At 32.9% G+C, this 18106-nt stretch carries 20 protein-coding genes and 1 tRNA gene; 15 read left to right on the top strand and 6 right to left on the bottom strand.

The genetic code is table 11. The annotated features are described in order from the left end of the window. Nucleotides 1-97 precede the first annotated feature (97 nt). From accC to DM444_RS12580, 7 genes are all read left to right on the top strand, one after another. Nucleotides 98-1444, top strand: a complete 1347-nt coding sequence (gene accC / locus DM444_RS12610; RefSeq protein WP_111287157.1) for an acetyl-CoA carboxylase biotin carboxylase subunit — start codon at nt 98-100, stop codon at nt 1442-1444. A 350-nt stretch (nt 1445-1794) separates the two neighbouring features. Then, a complete protein-coding gene (locus DM444_RS12605; protein ID WP_111287155.1) occupies nt 1795-2091 on the top strand; it encodes a hypothetical protein in 297 nt (98 codons plus the stop codon). A 74-nt stretch (nt 2092-2165) separates the two neighbouring features. Next, nucleotides 2166-2462: a hypothetical protein gene (locus DM444_RS12600; RefSeq protein WP_111287153.1), complete on the top strand. Its 297-nt coding sequence runs from the start codon at nt 2166-2168 to the stop codon at nt 2460-2462. A 29-nt stretch (nt 2463-2491) separates the two neighbouring features. Beyond that, nucleotides 2492-2782: a hypothetical protein gene (locus tag DM444_RS12595; protein ID WP_111287151.1), complete on the top strand. Its 291-nt coding sequence runs from the start codon at nt 2492-2494 to the stop codon at nt 2780-2782. A gap of 18 nt (nt 2783-2800) precedes the next feature. Next, complete coding sequence (locus DM444_RS12590) at nt 2801-3094, top strand: PepSY-like domain-containing protein (RefSeq protein ID WP_111287149.1); 294 nt, start codon at nt 2801-2803, stop codon at nt 3092-3094. A 16-nt stretch (nt 3095-3110) separates the two neighbouring features. Further along, nucleotides 3111-3407 (top strand): hypothetical protein, encoded by a 297-nt coding sequence (locus DM444_RS12585; protein ID WP_111287147.1) that lies wholly within the window; start codon nt 3111-3113, stop codon nt 3405-3407. A gap of 137 nt (nt 3408-3544) precedes the next feature. Then, nucleotides 3545-4891: a sigma-54-dependent transcriptional regulator gene (locus tag DM444_RS12580; protein ID WP_111287145.1), complete on the top strand. Its 1347-nt coding sequence runs from the start codon at nt 3545-3547 to the stop codon at nt 4889-4891. Between the two features lie 28 nt (nt 4892-4919). On the opposite strand, the gene DM444_RS12575 is transcribed toward DM444_RS12580, so the two are convergent. Together DM444_RS12575 and DM444_RS12570 are read right to left on the bottom strand one after the other, a co-directional pair. Further along, complete coding sequence (locus DM444_RS12575; protein ID WP_111287143.1) at nt 4920-7364, bottom strand: hybrid sensor histidine kinase/response regulator; 2445 nt, start codon at nt 7362-7364, stop codon at nt 4920-4922. 175 nt (nt 7365-7539) lie between these two features. Further along, nucleotides 7540-9441, bottom strand: coding sequence for a S9 family peptidase (locus DM444_RS12570; RefSeq protein ID WP_111287141.1), 1902 nt, complete (start codon nt 9439-9441; stop codon nt 7540-7542). Nucleotides 9442-9793: 352 nt separating this feature from the next. On the opposite strand from DM444_RS12570, the gene DM444_RS12565 reads away from it, so the two are divergent. The 6 genes from DM444_RS12565 to DM444_RS12540 all read left to right on the top strand — a co-directional run bounded on the left by DM444_RS12565 (nt 9794) and on the right by DM444_RS12540 (nt 14676). After that, nucleotides 9794-10906: an NAD(P)/FAD-dependent oxidoreductase gene (locus DM444_RS12565; RefSeq protein WP_111287139.1), complete on the top strand. Its 1113-nt coding sequence runs from the start codon at nt 9794-9796 to the stop codon at nt 10904-10906. Beyond that, complete coding sequence (gene mtgA / locus DM444_RS12560; RefSeq protein WP_111287137.1) at nt 10906-11694, top strand: monofunctional biosynthetic peptidoglycan transglycosylase; 789 nt, start codon at nt 10906-10908, stop codon at nt 11692-11694. Before DM444_RS12565 ends, mtgA begins: the two co-directional genes overlap by 1 nt. Next, nucleotides 11672-12640, top strand: coding sequence for a lipid A deacylase LpxR family protein (locus DM444_RS12555; RefSeq protein WP_111287135.1), 969 nt, complete (start codon nt 11672-11674; stop codon nt 12638-12640). Before mtgA ends, DM444_RS12555 begins: the two co-directional genes overlap by 23 nt. A 63-nt stretch (nt 12641-12703) precedes the next feature. After that, a complete protein-coding gene (locus tag DM444_RS12550) occupies nt 12704-12970 on the top strand; it encodes a hypothetical protein (RefSeq protein WP_111287133.1) in 267 nt (88 codons plus the stop codon). Between the two features lie 111 nt (nt 12971-13081). Next, nucleotides 13082-13492, top strand: a complete 411-nt coding sequence (locus tag DM444_RS12545) for a hypothetical protein (RefSeq protein ID WP_111287131.1) — start codon at nt 13082-13084, stop codon at nt 13490-13492. A gap of 167 nt (nt 13493-13659) precedes the next feature. Further along, nucleotides 13660-14676 (top strand): type I restriction enzyme HsdR N-terminal domain-containing protein, encoded by a 1017-nt coding sequence (locus DM444_RS12540; RefSeq protein WP_111287129.1) that lies wholly within the window; start codon nt 13660-13662, stop codon nt 14674-14676. Between the two features lie 291 nt (nt 14677-14967). Here the strand turns inward: DM444_RS12540 and DM444_RS12535 are convergent, their stop codons facing one another. Then, nucleotides 14968-15552: an SMI1/KNR4 family protein gene (locus DM444_RS12535; RefSeq protein ID WP_111287127.1), complete on the bottom strand. Its 585-nt coding sequence runs from the start codon at nt 15550-15552 to the stop codon at nt 14968-14970. Nucleotides 15553-15795: 243 nt separating this feature from the next. Here DM444_RS12535 and DM444_RS12530 point away from each other — a divergent pair, with 243 nt between their 5' ends. After that, entirely contained in the window at nt 15796-16017 is a 222-nt protein-coding gene (locus DM444_RS12530; RefSeq protein ID WP_111287125.1) for a hypothetical protein, read from the top strand. Between the two features lie 75 nt (nt 16018-16092). Here DM444_RS12530 and DM444_RS12525 read toward each other — a convergent pair whose 3' ends face one another. The 3 genes from DM444_RS12525 to DM444_RS12515 all read right to left on the bottom strand — a co-directional run bounded on the left by DM444_RS12525 (nt 16093) and on the right by DM444_RS12515 (nt 17066). Next, a complete protein-coding gene (locus DM444_RS12525; protein WP_111287123.1) occupies nt 16093-16494 on the bottom strand; it encodes a hypothetical protein in 402 nt (133 codons plus the stop codon). A gap of 181 nt (nt 16495-16675) precedes the next feature. Beyond that, nucleotides 16676-16924, bottom strand: coding sequence for a GIY-YIG nuclease family protein (locus DM444_RS12520; protein ID WP_111287121.1), 249 nt, complete (start codon nt 16922-16924; stop codon nt 16676-16678). Between the two features lie 68 nt (nt 16925-16992). Further along, nucleotides 16993-17066: transfer RNA gene (locus tag DM444_RS12515), tRNA-Ala, on the bottom strand. A 266-nt stretch (nt 17067-17332) separates the two neighbouring features. Between DM444_RS12515 and DM444_RS12510 the strand changes: the two genes are divergently transcribed. Further along, complete coding sequence (locus DM444_RS12510; RefSeq protein WP_111287119.1) at nt 17333-18097, top strand: enoyl-CoA hydratase/isomerase family protein; 765 nt, start codon at nt 17333-17335, stop codon at nt 18095-18097. Nucleotides 18098-18106: the final 9 nt, after the last annotated feature.

Raw genomic sequence — 18106 nt, 5'->3', positions numbered from 1 at the left:
TTTTAGATTTTAGATTTTAGAAGGATTCGAAAAAAGTTTTGTTAATCATCTAAAATTATCTAATTATCAAATTGTCTAATTATCTAATTAAAGTAAGATGTTTAAAAAAATATTAATTGCGAATAGAGGAGAAATTGCACTACGTGTAATTCGTACATGTAAGGAAATGGGAATCAAAACTGTTGCAGTTTACTCTACAGCCGACGCAGAAAGTTTACACGTTAAATTTGCTGACGAAGCGGTTTGTATTGGCCCTCCTCCGAGTAACTTATCGTATTTGAAAATGTCAAATATCATTGCAGCTGCAGAAATTACAAATGCAGACGCAATACATCCAGGTTATGGATTTCTTTCTGAGAATGCTAAATTCTCAAAAATCTGTCAAGAGCACGGAATTAAATTTATCGGTGCTGCTCCAGAAATGATCGACCGTATGGGAGATAAAGCTTCTGCAAAAGCTACAATGAAAGCGGCAGGAGTTCCTTGTGTACCAGGTTCAGACGGATTATTAGAATCTTACGAACATGCACAAAAAACAGCTAAAGAAATTGGTTATCCAGTTATGATGAAAGCTACTGCTGGTGGTGGTGGAAAAGGAATGCGTGCAATCTGGAAAGAAGAAGAGCTTTTAAAAGCTTGGGAAAGTGCGCGTCAAGAAGCTGCTGCAGCGTTTGGAAATGACGGAATGTACATGGAGAAACTTATTGAAGAACCACGTCATATCGAAATTCAGGTTGTTGGAGATGCTTACGGAAAAGCATGTCACCTTTCTGAAAGAGATTGTTCAGTACAACGTCGTCACCAAAAATTAACTGAAGAAACACCTTCACCTTTCATGACAGACGAACTTCGTACAAGAATGGGAGAGGCTGCTGTAAAAGCTGCTGAATTCATTAAATATGAAGGAGCTGGAACTGTAGAGTTTTTAGTGGACAAACACAGAAACTTCTATTTCATGGAAATGAATACTCGTATCCAAGTAGAGCACCCAATTACAGAACAAGTTATTGATTATGATTTGATCCGTGAGCAGATTATGGTGGCTGCTGGAATTCCGATTTCTGGAAAAAACTACCTTCCAGAATTACATGCTATCGAATGTCGTATTAATGCTGAAGATCCTTATAACGATTTTCGCCCTTCACCAGGAAAAATTACTACGCTTCATATGCCAGGAGGACACGGAGTACGTTTAGATACTCACGTATATTCAGGTTACAGCATTCCGCCAAACTACGATTCTATGATTGCCAAGTTAATTACAACAGCGCAATCTCGTGAAGAAGCTATCAGCAAAATGCGTAGAGCTTTAGATGAGTTCGTAATTGAAGGTGTGAAAACTACAATACCTTTCCACAGACAATTAATGGATGATCCAAAATATATTGCAGGAGATTATACAACTGCATTTATGGATACATTTAAAATGAATAATCCAGAATAATTATAAAGGCTGTCAATTTATTGACAGCCTTTTTTCTTTATAAGCCTTTATTAAAATTCCAAAAAAAAGAAAATTCCAAATTCCAATATTGAAACCTTAAACTTGGAACTTGAAACTTTAATCTAGATTTTGGAATTTGAAATTTCCTTCAAAGGTTACACTTTAAGTGTTTACTTATTACACACTTTTTTTATCTTTTACACACTTTTTGAAATTTGTCTTTTATTGGCATATTGATTTAAAACCTTTAAAAATAGGCTTTTAGGCTATTTAGCATAGTTCTTTTCTTTTACGGCATAATAATTTCATTATCTAAAGCGTAAACAACTATTAATTTAAATATATACGTTATGAAAAGATTATTTTTATCAGCCGCAATTGTTTTAGGAAGTTTAACTTCATTCGCTTCAACTTCACCAGTAGTAAACATAAACGCAAAGGTGATTTCTATTGCAGACGAATATACTGAGATCAAATTAGAAGAATTACCTTCTGCAATTACAGAAGCTCTTAAAAAAGCTTACCCAGAAGCGGTAATTACAAAAGCATATAAAAACGAAAAAGCACAGTATAAACTTGATGTTACTGTTGGTGACAAAGTAGGTAACCTATTTGCTAATGCAGATGGAACTTGGATCAAACAATAATCTAATCTAAGGTATTGTGAAAATCCAGATCAAGAATACTAAGATCAAATTAACTATATTAAAAAACAACTATCATGAAAAATTTATTTTTATCAGCCGCAATCGTTTTGGGAGGTTTAACATCATTTGCTTCAACTTCGCCAATTTCAAATACAATCGTAAAAACAATCTCTATCCAAGATGATTATACAGAAATTAAATTGGAAGAAGTTCCATCAGCTATAACAGACGCACTTAAAAAAGCATATCCAGATGCAGTGCTTTCTAAAGCATTTAAAAACACTAAATCTGAATATAAGTTAGAAGTAACTGTTGGAGATAAAACAGGAAATCTTTTTGCAAACGCAGACGGAACCTGGATTAAAAAATAATTTAAATCTAACCCTAAAAAGCTATTACTATGAAAAAGTTGATTCTATCGGCAGCAATTGTCTTAGGCAGTTTGTCGATGCATGCAGAAACCGCTGTTGTAGCAAGCCCATTGGTACAAACAGTTAATGATCAGGATGGATATAAAGAAGTAGATGGAGTTCCAGCAGCTATTAAAAAGTCTTTAGACGAAGCTTATCCTGGTGTAGTGCTTGAAAAAGCATGGGTAAATGATAAAAAGGAGTACAAAATTGAGATAACCGTTCGAGGAGAAAAATCGATCGTTTATACAGATGCTTCTGGTAACATTCTTAAAAAATAATTTAAACCACTAAATATTATGAAAAAGTTAATCTTATCAGCAGCGATTGTTTTAGGAAGTCTGTCAGTAAGTGCTGCAGTCCTTCCAGCAATTTCGATTACTCAATCAGTACTTATTCAAGATGAATTTACTGAAATAACAGCAGACGCTGTTCCAGCAGCTGTGAAATCTACAGTTGAAAAATCTTTCCCAAATACTAAGCTTGAAAAGGCTTATAAAAACGAGAAAAACGAGTACAAACTTGAAATTTCAAGTGGAGAAAAGAAGTATACTATTTTTACAGATGCTTCTGGTAATATCATCAAGAAATAATTAAAAAATCAGCATCATGAAAAAACTAATCTTATCAGCAGTAGTTCTTTTTGGAACAATGTCAATTCAAGCAAATGTATTGCCAGTTCCACAAGAAACTAAAACAACTGTAATTATTCAATCAGAATATACAGAAGTTACTGCAGATGCTGTGCCTGCAGCTGTAAAAACAGCCTTGCAGACAGCTTATCCAGGAGCAAAACTGGAAAAAGCATTTGTAAACGAAAAAAAAGAATACAAACTAGAAATATCAGTTGGAGACCAGAAGGCTACTGTTTACTCAGATGTCAATGGTAACTGGTTGAAGATATAATTAGGTGAATTTAGATTTATGTTTTTGGTGAAAAAGAGATTGCGTCATGCAATCTCTTTTTTTTTACATATTTTACATAATTTTATGAAATAACAAGTTTAATAATATTATTTTAGCAAAAAAGTCACTAAAAACAAATGTCAAAGATATTACTGATAGAAGATGACATCGCGTTTTGTAAATTATTAGAAAAATTTCTAATCAAAAAAGCGTATGATGTAGCGATAGCTTTCTCTGCAGCAGAAGCACGAGAAGCGGTTAAAAACGAATCGTTTGATTTGATTTTGACAGACCTTCGTTTGCCTGATTCTGACGGTATTGGACTTATGTCTGAATTTAAAAATTCGCACCCGCATATTCCAATTATTTTAATGACGGGTTACTCTGATGTAAATACTGCTGTAAAGGCAATCAAGAACGGTGCATCAGATTATATTTCAAAACCTTTCAATCCTGATGAGGTTTTGATTGTTATTACAAATGCATTGCAAACTCCACAGGTAAAGGAAGAAGCTCCCGTAAAAGAAAAAAAAGCGCCTAAAAAACAAACTTCGGGCGAAAATGAATTTGTAAAAGGAATTTCAGTTGCATCAAAAAAACTACTGGATCATATTCAATTGGTAAGTCCAACAGATATGTCGGTTTTGATTATTGGCGAAAGCGGAACAGGAAAAGAAATCATAGCTAAAAGCATTCATCAGCAAAGTCAAAGAAAAGACAACAATTTTATTGCTGTTGACTGCGGAGCCATACCAAAAGAATTGGCAGCAAGCGAATTTTTTGGTCATTTAAAAGGATCCTTCACAGGAGCAATTAGCGATAAAAAAGGTTATTTTGAAGCAGCAAACGGTGGAACTTTATTTTTGGATGAAATCGGAAATCTTTCATACGAAAATCAAATTCAGTTATTGAGAGCGCTTCAGGAAAGAAAAATTAAACCTGTTGGAAGCAATAAAGAAATAAACGTCGATATACGCATCATTACAGCTACAAACGAAGATTTGCGCGAGGCAGTAAAAAACGGCGATTTTAGAGAAGATTTATACCATAGAATCAATGAATTTTCGATTCAGTCACCATCTTTAAAAGATCGTGGAGAAGATTTAATGGTTTTTGCTGATTATTTCCTTGAAAAAGCCAATCAACAGTTAAATAAAGAAATTATTGGATTTTCTCCAGAAGTAGTTTCTATTTTTCAGAATTATAACTGGCCAGGAAATTTACGTGAATTGCAAAATTGCGTAAAACGAGCAACGCTTTTAACACGTGGAGATTTTATTGAAGCAGACGTACTTCCTGCGGAATTTTTCCAAATCCAAAAACAATCAGGAGGAAACGGCAGTTTCTCTTTATCTGAAAATGAAAAAGAAGCTATTATTCATGCTTTGTCAAAAGCACAGAACAATAAATCGGAAGCGGCAAAACTTCTGAAAATTACCAGAAAAACACTTTATAATAAGTTGAAGCAATATAATATTCAATAAAAAAGCAGTCATTTTAGACTGCTTTTTTTTAAATCTCTTGTTTTAGTCCTTCAAAAAGAACGTCTACTTTTTCTTTTAAATCTGAGAACGTACTTTCTACGTCAATCGTATTTAGATCTTCTTTCTCTAAGTTTTTAAGAAGCTCACCAATTTCATTTGCCTGAATTTGCTTAAACATTGGCGCAATGCGATGCGCGATTGATTTTATTTCTTCATGATTTTTCTCTTGAACAGCTGTTTTTAAAAAGCCTAAATTTTCTATAGATGTATCTATGAAAGAGTTTAAAACTTCTTTTAAAGCCAATTCGTCTTGTCCAAGAAAATCTTTCAAAGTATCTAAAGAATACATTTGAGAAGAATGATTGTTTTCAGTTTCTTTAAATTCGGTTGCGGGAACTTCTTCGTGATCCAAAATATGCTGAATCGTTTCCAATAAAATTTTTGGAGAATATGGTTTCTTTACAACTGTTGTAAAACCAGCATTTTTATAAACCGAAAGATCCAGATCTGTGCGGCCAGTAAGTGCAATTACAGGCTGATTTTTAAAGATAGTTTCTGGAAGTTCGCGAAGTTTTTCTAAAAACAAGAAACCATCAATTTCCGGCATTTGAATATCAGTAATAACGAAATCAAAACGCGTGTTTTTAATCGTTTCTAAAGCCTTTGCAGGATTCGTAAACGAAAATACTTGATGTTGTTCTTGTTTTAAAACTCCAGTGGTCAGATTCAGAAGGTTAATATCGTCATCAACTACAATGAAAGTTTGTTTCTTAGTGTTTTTTGAAAGTTTGTTTTTAACCTTATTTGAAACAATTGGTGCAGTCTGACTGTTATCAAACAATAACGGTAATTGAATGGTGAATGTACTTCCTTTTCCAAAAATACTGTCCAAACTTAAGCTTCCGCCCAAAATAGAAATAATCTTTTGGCAGATTGATAATCCTAAACCAGTACCGCCATATTTCTTTTCAATGTTTTCATTCGCTTGTGCAAATTCTTCGAAAACCAATTTCTGATTCCCTTTTTCAATTCCAATTCCAGTGTCTTGAATCGAAATTGTAAAGAACTGGTCTTCATTCGCGTAAGCGGCAATTCGAATATGACCTTCTTCAGTGAATTTATATGCGTTACCAACAATATTTGTCAATATTTGTTTTAAACGAAATGGATCTCCAACAATACGTTTCTGAAATTTTTCATCAACATTAATTATAAGAGCAATATCTTTTTGTTTGTAAACGGTTTGGATATTTCTCGCAACATCTTCAATGATTTCTGGCAATGAAAACGGAACTTTTTCGATCGAAATTTTCCCTGCTTCGATTTGTGAAAAATCCAATAAATCTTGAACTAGTTGCGTAATATATTCAGACGAATTTTTTATGTTTTTAATGAAATACGATTGCTTGGTATTAATATCTGAATTTCCTAAAAGTTCAGAATATCCGACAATCGTACTCAAAGGCGTTTTCAAATCGTGACTTACGGTCGAAATTAATTGTTCACGGCTTTTTAGCAGATTCTTTGTTTTGAAATTGGCGATTTCCAACTGTTTTTTATACAATTGAGATTTCGAATAATCGCTTACTATTAGAATCGAGAAAAAGATCGTCAGCAATAAACCAATTACGGCAGATGCTGTGACAATTTCGTTGACTCTTTTTAATGATTTTTCTTTTAATGAATTGTTTTTTATCGAATTGATGATGATTTCTCGCTCGATAATTCGAAGTATTTTTCGAAGCTGATCCGAAATTGCAATTTCATTTTGAAGCAGTTTGTTTTCTTCAAAATTCAGAGATTCTTTCTTTTTTTCGGCTTTTAATTTTACAGAACTCAAAAGCTTTTTAGAATTGGCCAAAATCGAATCAGAGGCTTTTTTGCTTAATGTGTTGGTGCTGTCGTCAGGAATATTCGAGTTTAAATAATCGACATATTGCTGTAAAACACTTCGCTGGTAACTTCCCAACTGATTTGGGTTTTTGGTGAAATCCTGAAGTTCGAGTTTTCTAAGATTAAACTCCATTTTCGTGATTTCATCAATCGCTGTATTTACCGAAGTTTCGTCGTCTGCTTTATTCTTGATTTCTCTTAATTGTTTGATGTTTTCTGTCTTTTCAGCCAAAAAATAATTCACACTATCTAAAAGCGTTTTCTGATATTCAGTAGTAACAATTTGTTTTAAAGTATCGATACGTTTACGAAGAGAATCGGTTTCGATCAGATAATTTTTAAAATCTTTTTCGGAGTTATTTTGAATGGTTTGCCTTGCTAAACTTTCGGTTTTATAAACATTAGAATACAATCTGCTGACTCTAAGAATTTTGGTTTTTTCTAAAGCAATTTTATCTTCCAGTTTGTTGTAAACGACATTTTCAGAATATAGAAACCATCCAACGGTTACAACCAAAGCCAATAATGCAACATAGCTGAATAAAACTTTGATTGCGGTGTAACTTTTTTTGCTCTCCATATTTTGCTGAAAGGTATTGGGAATTTGGGATATTATAAACCTTTGCAATTTATCTAAAAAAATCTGTTTTCGGAATAGTAAATGTACCAATATGTTATATAATTGTAAGGTGAACAAACAAAAACAGCCGTAGATTATGTAAATCTACGGCTGTCAAAAAATGTTGTTTTATGAATTACAAAGTCTCATCTAACCATTTGAAGAATTCACCTTGCCAAACTTGAGCGTTCTGTGGTTTTAAAACCCAGTGATTTTCGTCTGGGAAATAAACAAATCTACTCTTAAGTCCTCTTAACTGAGCCGCCTGAAAAGCTTCTTGTCCCTGTCCAATTGGCACACGGAAATCTTTACCTCCTTGGAAAATCAAAATTGGCTTGTTCCAGTTTTGAACCAAAGTTGCAGGATTAAATGTGGTATAAGCTTTTTGTGCTACAACATTATCTTTTTCCCAATATGGTCCGCCGAAATCCCAGTTGTTAAAGAAAACTTCTTCAGTTGTTCCTAACATTGAAACGGTATTGAAAACACCATCATGAGCGATAAAAGTTTTGAAACGGTTTTTGTGAATTCCAGCTAAATAAAATACAGAATATCCTCCGTAGCTAGCTCCAACGCAACCTAAACGGCTTTTGTCAACATAACTTTCTTTTGCCACATCATCAATTGCAGAAAGATAATCATCCATAACTTGTCCGCCCCAATCTTTACTAATTTGCTCGTTCCACTCAACTCCGTGTCCTGGCATTCCACGACGGTTTGGAGCCACAACTACATAACCTTTAGCAGCCATTAAAGAGAAATTCCAACGGAAAGAATACGATTGTGTTAGCGCACTTTGAGGTCCGCCTTGGCAGAATAACAAAGTTGGATATTTTTTAGAAGCATCAAAATTTGGAGGAAGAATTACCCAAACTAGCATTTTTTTACCGTCAGTTGTTGTAACGTAACGTTTTTTTGTTTTGCTTAACGCTAAAGTTTTGTACGTTTCAGTATTGATGTTTGATAATTGTTTCCAAGTGTTTTTCTTCAAGTTGAAAGAATAAATTTCTCCCGCATGATTCATGTCTGTTCTGGTAACGATAATATCATCTCCAGAGAAACCAATTAAATCATTCACATCAAAATCTCCGTTTGTCAATTGACGAACATTGATCGCGATTTTAGTTAAACCAGGAAAATTAACCGAGAAAAGTTGTTTTGTTCCATCAATTGGCGCAACAAAAAATACCGTTTTTCCATCTTTACTCCAGATAAAATTATCAACAGTTCCGTCCCAGTTTGCCGTTAAGTTAGTTTTGATTCCTTTAAACTCAACAATAATGTCGTTTTTATCAGACTCGTAACCGTCACGTTTCATTTGCAACCAAGATAAATTTCCTGTTGGAGAAAATTGCGGAGCGGTATCGTAACCTAAATTACCTTCGGTTTTATTTGTTGTTTTTTGAGTTTCTAAATTGTACTCATAAATATCCGTGTTAGTTGAAATAGCATAAGCCGTTCCTGCTTTTTTCTTGCAAACGTAAAAAATGCTTTTGCTGTCTGGCGACCAAATATAATCTTCGTCACCGCCAAAAGGTTTTTGCGGAGAATCGAAAGTTTCACCTTTCAAGATGTCGATTCCTTTTGCTCCGTCTTTGTTTTCTTTATAAAAAACGTGATTAAATTTTCCTTCGTTCCAAGTGTCCCAGTGGCGATAATCTAATCCGTCATAAATTTGAGCATCAGATTTTGTTAGACTTGGATAAAAATCTTTTCCTAAAACTTTGTCAATTTTTACTTCTTCATTGTAAACCAAAAATTTTCCGTCAGGCGAAATGTTTTTGTCTGCCAAAATATCTTTGGTGTCTTTAATTTCAGTTGCATTTCCGCCATTTACGGGAATTGTATAAATTTTAGAAGCCGATTTATTTTCTTCTACAGAAGGCGTAGAAACTTTAAAAACAACATTTTTAGCATCTTTAGAAATGCCAAGAGGCGTTACTCTTCCTAATTTCCATAACAATTCTGGAGACATTACATTTTGTCCGATAGCGTTTAAACTCATCATTATTAAGGTTGTTAATACTACTTTTTTCATAATAAAAATTCTATTTTTTGTGGCGCTAAAAATACGAATTTAAAATCCCAAACTTTAAAATTCCAAATCCCAATTATTGTTAAAATTTCAAAAACGCTGTCTTTAAATTTTTATTCGCCACTAATTCACGAATTTTTATTCTTAAACATTATCAAAAAAGCAATTTCAAGTTTTCGTCTTGTCACCCTAAGCGAAGTCGAAGGGCGCATAGTTGAGAGGCTTCTCCAAAAGTCTCGGGACGTTCATCATACAAAAAAATGAAATCGTTGAGGGTTTCGAAATTTAAAAAATTGTAATTTAACCCAAGATTGGAATTTGGAATTTTAAATTTGGAATTTAATTCAACACAAAGATGGAACTAAGCTATTGGGAACTTAAAAATTGGTTTACGAATGTCGATTACACAATTGTTGGCAGTGGAATCGTTGGCTTGCATACAGCATTACGCTTGCGCGAAAGATTTCCTGCTGCTAAAATTCTGGTTTTAGAACGTGGAATGCTGCCACAAGGCGCAAGTACCAAAAATGCCGGTTTTGCTTGTTTCGGAAGTATTTCTGAAATTCTAGAAGATTTGAAAACGCATTCAGAAGAGGACGTAGTGCATTTGATTGAGAAACGTTGGAAAGGGCTTCAATTACTTCGAAAAAGATTAGGAGATTCGGCAATTGATTTTAAACCTCACGGCGGATATGAATTATTTTTGAAAGAAGACGAATTCGGATTTAATGAATGTGTTGCTAAAATTCCGTTTATCAATGAAGTTTTGAAACCGCTTTTTAAAGCCGATGTTTTTTCGAAAGAAGTAGACCGTTTCGGATTTCAGAATATTCAAGATTATTTGATTTTTAATCCGTTTGAAGCACAAATTGATACTGGAAATATGATGCAGGAATTATTGAAACAAGCAGTTTCGGCAGATATTTTAATTTTAAATCAGCAGACGGTGACTTCTTATGTCGATACAGGAAATCATGTCGAAGTAGTTTTAAATGATTTTAGTTTTAAAACTCAAAAATTGTTTTTTGCAACCAATGGTTTTGCAGGATCTTTAACAAACGGAGAAGTAAAACCAGCAAGAGCGCAAGTGCTTATTACAGAGCCTATTCACAATTTAGATGTCAAAGGAACGTTTCATTTAGATCGTGGGTATTATTATTTCAGAAATATTGGTGACCGAATTTTATTAGGCGGAGGTCGAAATCTTGATTTTGAAGGTGAAACCACAACCGAATTTGGACAGACGAAAATTATTCAAAATAAATTGGAAGATTTACTGAAAAATGTAATTTTACCAAATCAGGATTTTCAGATTGCGCACCGATGGAGCGGCATTATGGGAATTGGAAATAGTAAGAATCCTGTCGTTACTCAACTTTCTGAAAATGTGTTCTGCGGAGTACGTTTAGGCGGAATGGGAGTGGCAATAGGAAGTTTAATAGGAACAGATTTAGCAGATTTAATATAATGGCAGCAACCAAAAAACCAGCACCAAAAAAAACAACAGCAACTAAACCTAAACCAAAAACGTCTTCAAAAAAAGGAAATCGTTCTTTGGGTGAAAAAATAAAATGGTTTTTTATCAAAGCTGCTTTATGGTTTTTTGGAATATCAATTGGATCGGTTATATTTTTTAAATACGTTCCGGTGCCATTTACTCCTTTAATGATTATTCGTGCTATCGAAAATAAAATGGCAGGAAAAGAAGTATATTTTGACCATGATTGGGAACCGATCGAAAAAATATCAATGAATCTTCAAAAAGCAGTTATCGCGAGTGAAGATGCAACATTTTTAACGCATAACGGTTTCGATTTTAAAGCACTTCAAAAAGCATATAAAAGTAACGAACGCGGACGTAGAATTCGTGGCGGAAGCACCATTTCGCAGCAAACCGCTAAAAATGTCTTTTTATGGCAAGGAAAAAGTTATTTCCGTAAAGGCCTAGAAGCTTATTTTACAGTTCTAATTGAATTGATTTGGGGGAAAGAACGTATCATGGAAGTTTATCTGAACAGTATTGAAATGGGCGACGGAGTTTACGGAGCTTATGCGGCAACTGAACATTGGTACAGACGTGATGCTTCTAGTTTAACGCCAATGCAGGCAGCGGGAATTGCGGCAATTCTTCCAAATCCAAGAAAATTTAAAGCTACGGGTTCTTCAAGTTATATCAGTAGAAGAAAAGAACGAATTGTTCGTGAGATGCGTTACGTTGGAAAAATATATTATAATGGTAAAGAAGAGAAGAAGTAAAAAAACACTTTTTGCTTTTCTGATATTGACTGTAACGCTCACTTTTGGACAAGGAAAAACTGCAGAAATAGGTTTTATATCTGATAACGATTTATACACATCGTCTAAATATGATATGTATTATACGAATGGGCTGGAGCTTTTTTACAGGTTTTTATCAAAAAACGATAATCCCAAAATCAATAAAAAAATCACCGAATTTCGTATCGGGCAATATATTTACAATCCGCGATTTTTAAACAAAGAAGCAGTTACAGTAAACGACCGACCGTTTACAGCTTATCTTTTTGCAGAAGCTGGTAGAAGTTTTTTTTACGAAAGCGAATCGGTATTAAAAACCGATTTCCAATTGGGTTTTATGGGACCAAATGCTTTGGGAGAAGAAACTCAGGTTGGTTTTCACAACATTATAGGTTACAAAAAAGTTTATGGTTGGGAAAACCAGTTGCATAATGCTTTCGGCGTTCAGGCTCATGCCATTTACTCTAAAAAAATGTTTCCTTCAAAACATAATGATTTTGTAGATCTTCATTGGCAGTCAGAAGGTAATTTGGGAACCATTTTTTCAGGTGTTTCAACAGGATTTATGGCTCGATTTGGGTTTAAAAAACTGCTTCCAATTTACGATTCTAATATGTATGATGCTTCCGTAAGTGTGCATGATCAGCCAAATATTAGAGAATTTTATTTCTACGCAGCACCAAGTGTAAATTATCAGTTTTATGATGCCACAATTGAGGGAAGCATGTTTAACGACACAAGTCCAATTACTTTTGAATTGGAGCCACTTCGTTTCAATGCCGAAGCTGGTTTAAAATACCGACACAACAACTTCAATATCTCGTATTCTTTCCTATACCGCGGAAGAGAATTGAATGATCCAGGAATTGATACTAATTCGGGATATTTTTATGGGTCTATAAGGATGGGGTTTTTGCTTCGTTAAGTATTCTTGCCACAAAGGCACAAAGACACTAAGATTTTTTCGGAATAAAATTTAAAAAAAGTTATGGAAATCTGGTTAGAAAAATCTTTAGCGTTAGTAAAAAATAGTTCAATCAATTTAGATGATATAGATTATAAAAATATGATCTATTTATTTTACGAATATTTCTCAGACAGAAATCTAGCCAAGTTTATTTCTTGTTTGTATGATCTAGATGAAACTATATTACTTAACGAAATATATCATGTCATTGCAAATAAAGAATATGATTTGGATGAAGTTGAAAGAATAATGGTTTGTTTGAGAAAGTGGATTTTATCAATGGGCTGAATTGGATTAAAAGTCATTTTCAAATTAAACTGTTTTAGCTTGAGGTTGTTTTTGAGGTAATAAGGACGGGGTTTTTAATTAGGTAATTTTTTGAGTAAAATTTAAATCAATATGATTGGATATATTGTCTTCTTCGTTTTCTTAGCCATTTTTACTTTTGCTTGTATTAGATGGGGAACATTTTTGATTTCAGATTTAATAGCGGGACTTATTTTGTCCGTTTTCTTTACTTATTGTCATTTTGAAGATTTTAATAAAGGTACAATTCTGATCTTTTTGATGAATTTGATTTTCTATCTCTTTCAATTTATTTCGTCTGTATTCATTTATTTTGATAAAGGAAACGAAAAAAGAAGTTACTGGATATTTACCGTCCTTGGATTTGTTTTTTTAATGGTGATAGAAAAGATGATATTAAATTTTAATGATGCTTTTTTGGGAATGTATCTTCCTATTGCATTAGCTTTTTTTCCTATATATTTTTTAAAGTACTATTTTAAATATATCAAAGAGGAAGTTTGATGTTTTACAACACAATAAAACGAATATGGTTTTCCGTAAAATTTATTGTAAATAAAATTTGATATTTGTTTGTGTAAGCTAATGATTTTTAAAATCTTAGTAATTGATTTATTTTTATTAGTTTAGTTCTGATTTTACAGTTTGTCTAACTAACCATCAACCAGAAAATGACCACAAACATACCTAAGCAATCCATTAATCAGCTAAGAAAAACTCTTGAAAATTTTAAAATTAACGAGGCAATAGAGCTTTGCACCAATGAAGCCCAAACTCGTAAATTTTTGATTGAACCATTTTTTCAACTTTTAAACTATATTTCTAATGATTTGATTCCAGAATTCAATGCGGATTTTGGAGAACGTGTAAGTCAGAAAATTGATTACGCTATATTTCTTAATAAGAAGGAAACCATTCTTATAGAAGCAAAAAAATATAATAGTAAACTAAGTGATAAAGAAGCGGGTCAGCTTAACGGGTATTTTAGTAATACAAAAAGTTCAAGAATTGCAATTTTAACTAATGGAATTGAATATAGATTCTATTCAGATATTTTATTACCAAATGTAATTGACTCTAAACCTTTTTTTATATTCAATTTATCTAATTATTCTGATAAAGATCTAGAAACTCTTATTAAGTTTGATAAAAGATATGTGGTAATTAGTGAGATAATTAAAACTGCGCAAGATTGTGTTTTTGCGGAAGATTTTGAAGCAGGTTTGTTAAAGGAGTTTATAGTGCCTTCAAAAGATTTGTTGAAAATTATTCACAGGAATATGAACTTTAAGACCAAATTCAATGATGAAACGCAAGGTAAAATGATTACAATGATTAATTCTGCTTTGTTGAAATCTTTATATGATAAAAAAGTACTTGCTGAATCAAATTCAAATACTGGTGGAATTATTACAACTGAAACAGAAATTCAGGCTTATCATACGATAAGAACTTTGTTAATACAAAATAAGAAAATTCCAAGTCAGAGAATTTTCTTTAAAGATTTTAAGAGCTTTTTTAACATTAGTATTGATGATCATCCTAAAAAAGTTATTTGCAAATTGGTTTTTACTGATGCAAAATTGAAAATCGCTATTGAAAATAATGAGTATTTATTAAGTAATGTAGATGATGTTTTGAAGTATAAAAATGAATTAATAAATAGGACGCTACTTTTGCTTGAATAATAAGTCTAGTAAGATATTTTTTCAATTGCCTCCAGCTTTAGCTGGAGGTTTTTAATTTAAGCAAATGGGCTTTAGCCAAATTAATAGAATATTTTGGCTAAAGCCTATTTGAAGGCAATATTTTTTGACCTCCAGCTAAAGCTGGAGGCAATTTATTTCTTTAATAATTCGATATAGTTATTGTTATGTTTCTCTCATTATAATGAGCTTAATTCGCACATGATTTTTAACGTTTGTTATTTGTTGTTTTGATTACAACGAAATATTGGCTATTATTTTTTTTATAACAGTTTAATCCCATCGACTTAAATTTCCTTCAGCTCTTTCAAAAAGTTCTTGCAATACACTTTTTAGTGTTCTTTCAGGAATTCCCGTTTCTAACATCTTAAGTAATTGATTTGCAGTTTTTCCAAGATCATCTTGATGAGAATATAAATTCATAAAATTTCCATTTTGGTCAAAAATTATGTATTCGCCACTCTCACATCCGTCTTCTTCAGCCATGATCCAGCCGATGCAAGGAAAAGCTTCATTGATTTTTGCGGTTTGTTCTTTTGTAAGCAGCTCAAATTCCTGAAATTCGGGTCTGTCATTTCCCCAAAAGGCCACAATCATATCGATAATTCCGGTAGATTTATGCACAAATCCAGATCGTCTTTCAATATTAGAAAGAAGACTTTGAGGAGAAAAAATACTGAAAATTTCTTCCGATTCGATGCCGCCAATCGTTTTGTAAAATGCCTTTAATTGTTCTGGAATGGGTTGCGAAAAATGAGAAGCTAATCTATCTATTTCTTCGTCTGTTGCTGGAGTTGCTTCTTTTATTTCATCATATTCAAGTTCGCAAACAGAAAGGCGTGTTTTTATTTGTTCCATATCGTGTGGTATAAATTTTTTAGTGAGTGTAAGAATGTAAAAATGAAAAGAACAAATCCGATTAAAGTATATTTTTTGAGTAATTGAAATGTTTTGTTTGGATAAGTTTGTTCCATTTGGTTAAGGATTATTGGCATTTCATACAAAAATATAAAACGTTTATTAAAGAAATATCTTTCAAAAGATTTAGTTGTGCCAGAGTAAGTTTTGATTTGGAAGTAAAACACTTAACTCTTTGATAACATGAAAGATGATTTTAATTATTTATTTTTAATTAAAAATTTAATCGTGGATATTAATTGGAGTATAATAGCGATTGTAGCAATATTGGTGATTATCCTTGTTGTGCTAACAATCAGAAAAAATCAGCGTGAAAAAAAGAAACTTGAAAATTTGCTGAACAACGATTTTAAAAAAGCTGAGAAAGATAGAGTGGATGCAGATGATTCTGCTAATGAGAAATAAAGAATAATAATAAAAAACCGTTTTTAGGATAACTAAAAACGGTTTTATGTTGTATTGTACTAAAAAAACTAAGACTTATTTTTTAGTGTAAATTCCTTTATAACTGCCTTTTGATTCTATTTGACTATCAGAAATTTTAATAAACTTAAGATTTCTTTTAGCAGAACCAATTTCGTTAAATTGCAGGTTATAAGTGCTATCTGTTGCTGTCTCAACAATTTCTGGATCTTCACCTTTTATTATAAAATAGGTAATTTCACCTTTTGCTGAATAAGAATTTCCATTTGGATCAATAATAATATCATTTTTTGTGAATTCAATTATTTTTCCTTTACTATCGCTCCAAGATCCACAAATCCATGCTGGTGGGTTAATGCTTGTTTGGGCTTTCTTTCCGTTGCTGTCAACAATATCTTGATCTTCAGATGTGCAGGCATACATAAAAACTACACATAATAATGCTAATAACTTTTTCATCGTCTTTTATTTTTTTGCAAAGATGGGATTGAAAGTTTTGTTGCTTTGCCTCAATAAGGTTTAATTGTAATAGTTTAGGGTATTTTTAGAAATGAAAAAACCGTATCACAGTTAAGTAATACGGCTTGTAGTGGAGAATACCGGATTCGAACCGGTCGCCCTCCCGATGCATCGGGATACTCTAGTCTTTTGTCCCTATCAGGTTTTCAATATATTTTCTGCTTTTCATTTTTTTGATTTGTATTTCTCTTTGGTAAGCTTCACTTCTGGTATTGAAAGCTTCTGAGTATTTTAATACCCAGTCTTTCGCAACTTTTGTGAATTTACTTCTGCTATTTAAATGGTCTTGTAAACGCTGTTCAATATTTTGACATGAACCGACATAGTATTTGTCTAATGTTTTCGAATATATGATGTAGATATAAAACATAAAATGTTTGTTTAAAAAAAATACCCAAACAGATAATGATTCTGTTTGGGTATTTTTTGAATTATTTGTGGAGAATACCGGATTCGAACCGGTCGCCTCTACGCTGCCAGCGTAGCGCTCTAGCCAAATGAGCTAATCCCCCTAGTTGTTTTGGGTTTTGCATTCGAACCGTCGCCTTCCCGATTTTTCATCGGGACACTCTAGCCAAATGAGCTAATCCCCCTAGTTATTTTGGGTTTTGCATTCGAACCGTCGCCTTCCCGATTTTTCATCGGGACACTCTAGCCAAATGAGCTAATCCCCCAATGTGTTAAACAAATAAAGTCAATTAATTCTCAAAAAACAAATTTCAAGAAGTCCGAGTGAATTATTTTTCAAAAGCGTAACTTTACCTTTAAATCTAATTTTATGAGTTTAGAAAATACTAACGGAAGTTTAGAAACGACCTTTCAAAATACAATTGCGACAGTAAAATTTGGTCACCCAGCAAGTAATTCTTTTCCGCGTGAATTGTTAGATCGCCTGACTTCTGAAATTAATTCTTTAAGCAGAAACGAAAAAGTTTCAGTTATTATTTTGAAAAGTGAAGGAACTAAAACCTTTTGTTCCGGAGCTTCTTTTGATGAACTTTTAAAAGTAGAAAATGAAGAACAAGGTTTAGAATTCTTTTCTGGTTTTGCACATTTGCTCAATGCAATGCGAAATTGCAATAAACTAATTATTGGCCGTGTTCAGGGAAAAGCGGTTGGCGGCGGAGTTGGAATTATTTCGGCTTGCGATTATGTTTTTGGAACTCCACAAAGCGAAATTAAATTATCTGAATTAGCAATCGGAATTGGGCCATTTGTTATAGAACCGGCGGTTTCTCGTAAAATTGGTAAAACAGCAATGACTGAAATGACTTTGACCGGACATGAATGGAAATCGGCAGAATGGGCGCTTCAAAAAGGACTTTTTTCCGTTTTATGCGATGCTGAAAATCTAGATGAAAAAGTAGATGATTTTGCTAAAAAGTTAAGTTCGTACAATCCTGAAGCTTTATACGAAATGAAAAAGATTATCTGGGAAGGAACAGAAACCTGGGAATCACTTCTTTTTGAACGTGCAGCGATTACAGGAAGATTGGTATTATCCGATTTTACAAGAAATGCATTGCTTCAGTTTAAAAAATAGATATGATAT

Source organism: Flavobacterium ginsenosidimutans (assembly GCF_003254625.1).
Classification (GTDB): domain Bacteria; phylum Bacteroidota; class Bacteroidia; order Flavobacteriales; family Flavobacteriaceae; genus Flavobacterium; species Flavobacterium ginsenosidimutans.
Note: the sequence above shows the minus strand (reverse complement) of the source record. Positions and strands in the feature narration are given on the sequence as shown.

Coding starts and splice junctions, on each gene's coding strand:
- accC (WP_111287157.1), top strand. CDS start 98: ATGTTTAAAAAAATATTAATTGCGAATAGAGGAGAAATTGCACTACGT.
- DM444_RS12605 (WP_111287155.1), top strand. CDS start 1,795: ATGAAAAGATTATTTTTATCAGCCGCAATTGTTTTAGGAAGTTTAACT.
- DM444_RS12600 (WP_111287153.1), top strand. CDS start 2,166: ATGAAAAATTTATTTTTATCAGCCGCAATCGTTTTGGGAGGTTTAACA.
- DM444_RS12595 (WP_111287151.1), top strand. CDS start 2,492: ATGAAAAAGTTGATTCTATCGGCAGCAATTGTCTTAGGCAGTTTGTCG.
- DM444_RS12590 (WP_111287149.1), top strand. CDS start 2,801: ATGAAAAAGTTAATCTTATCAGCAGCGATTGTTTTAGGAAGTCTGTCA.
- DM444_RS12585 (WP_111287147.1), top strand. CDS start 3,111: ATGAAAAAACTAATCTTATCAGCAGTAGTTCTTTTTGGAACAATGTCA.
- DM444_RS12580 (WP_111287145.1), top strand. CDS start 3,545: ATGTCAAAGATATTACTGATAGAAGATGACATCGCGTTTTGTAAATTA.
- DM444_RS12575 (WP_111287143.1), bottom strand. CDS start 7,364: ATGGAGAGCAAAAAAAGTTACACCGCAATCAAAGTTTTATTCAGCTAT.
- DM444_RS12570 (WP_111287141.1), bottom strand. CDS start 9,441: ATGAAAAAAGTAGTATTAACAACCTTAATAATGATGAGTTTAAACGCT.
- DM444_RS12565 (WP_111287139.1), top strand. CDS start 9,794: ATGGAACTAAGCTATTGGGAACTTAAAAATTGGTTTACGAATGTCGAT.
- mtgA (WP_111287137.1), top strand. CDS start 10,906: ATGGCAGCAACCAAAAAACCAGCACCAAAAAAAACAACAGCAACTAAA.
- DM444_RS12555 (WP_111287135.1), top strand. CDS start 11,672: ATGGTAAAGAAGAGAAGAAGTAAAAAAACACTTTTTGCTTTTCTGATA.
- DM444_RS12550 (WP_111287133.1), top strand. CDS start 12,704: ATGGAAATCTGGTTAGAAAAATCTTTAGCGTTAGTAAAAAATAGTTCA.
- DM444_RS12545 (WP_111287131.1), top strand. CDS start 13,082: ATGATTGGATATATTGTCTTCTTCGTTTTCTTAGCCATTTTTACTTTT.
- DM444_RS12540 (WP_111287129.1), top strand. CDS start 13,660: ATGACCACAAACATACCTAAGCAATCCATTAATCAGCTAAGAAAAACT.
- DM444_RS12535 (WP_111287127.1), bottom strand. CDS start 15,552: ATGGAACAAATAAAAACACGCCTTTCTGTTTGCGAACTTGAATATGAT.
- DM444_RS12530 (WP_111287125.1), top strand. CDS start 15,796: ATGAAAGATGATTTTAATTATTTATTTTTAATTAAAAATTTAATCGTG.
- DM444_RS12525 (WP_111287123.1), bottom strand. CDS start 16,494: ATGAAAAAGTTATTAGCATTATTATGTGTAGTTTTTATGTATGCCTGC.
- DM444_RS12520 (WP_111287121.1), bottom strand. CDS start 16,924: ATGTTTTATATCTACATCATATATTCGAAAACATTAGACAAATACTAT.
- DM444_RS12510 (WP_111287119.1), top strand. CDS start 17,333: ATGAGTTTAGAAAATACTAACGGAAGTTTAGAAACGACCTTTCAAAAT.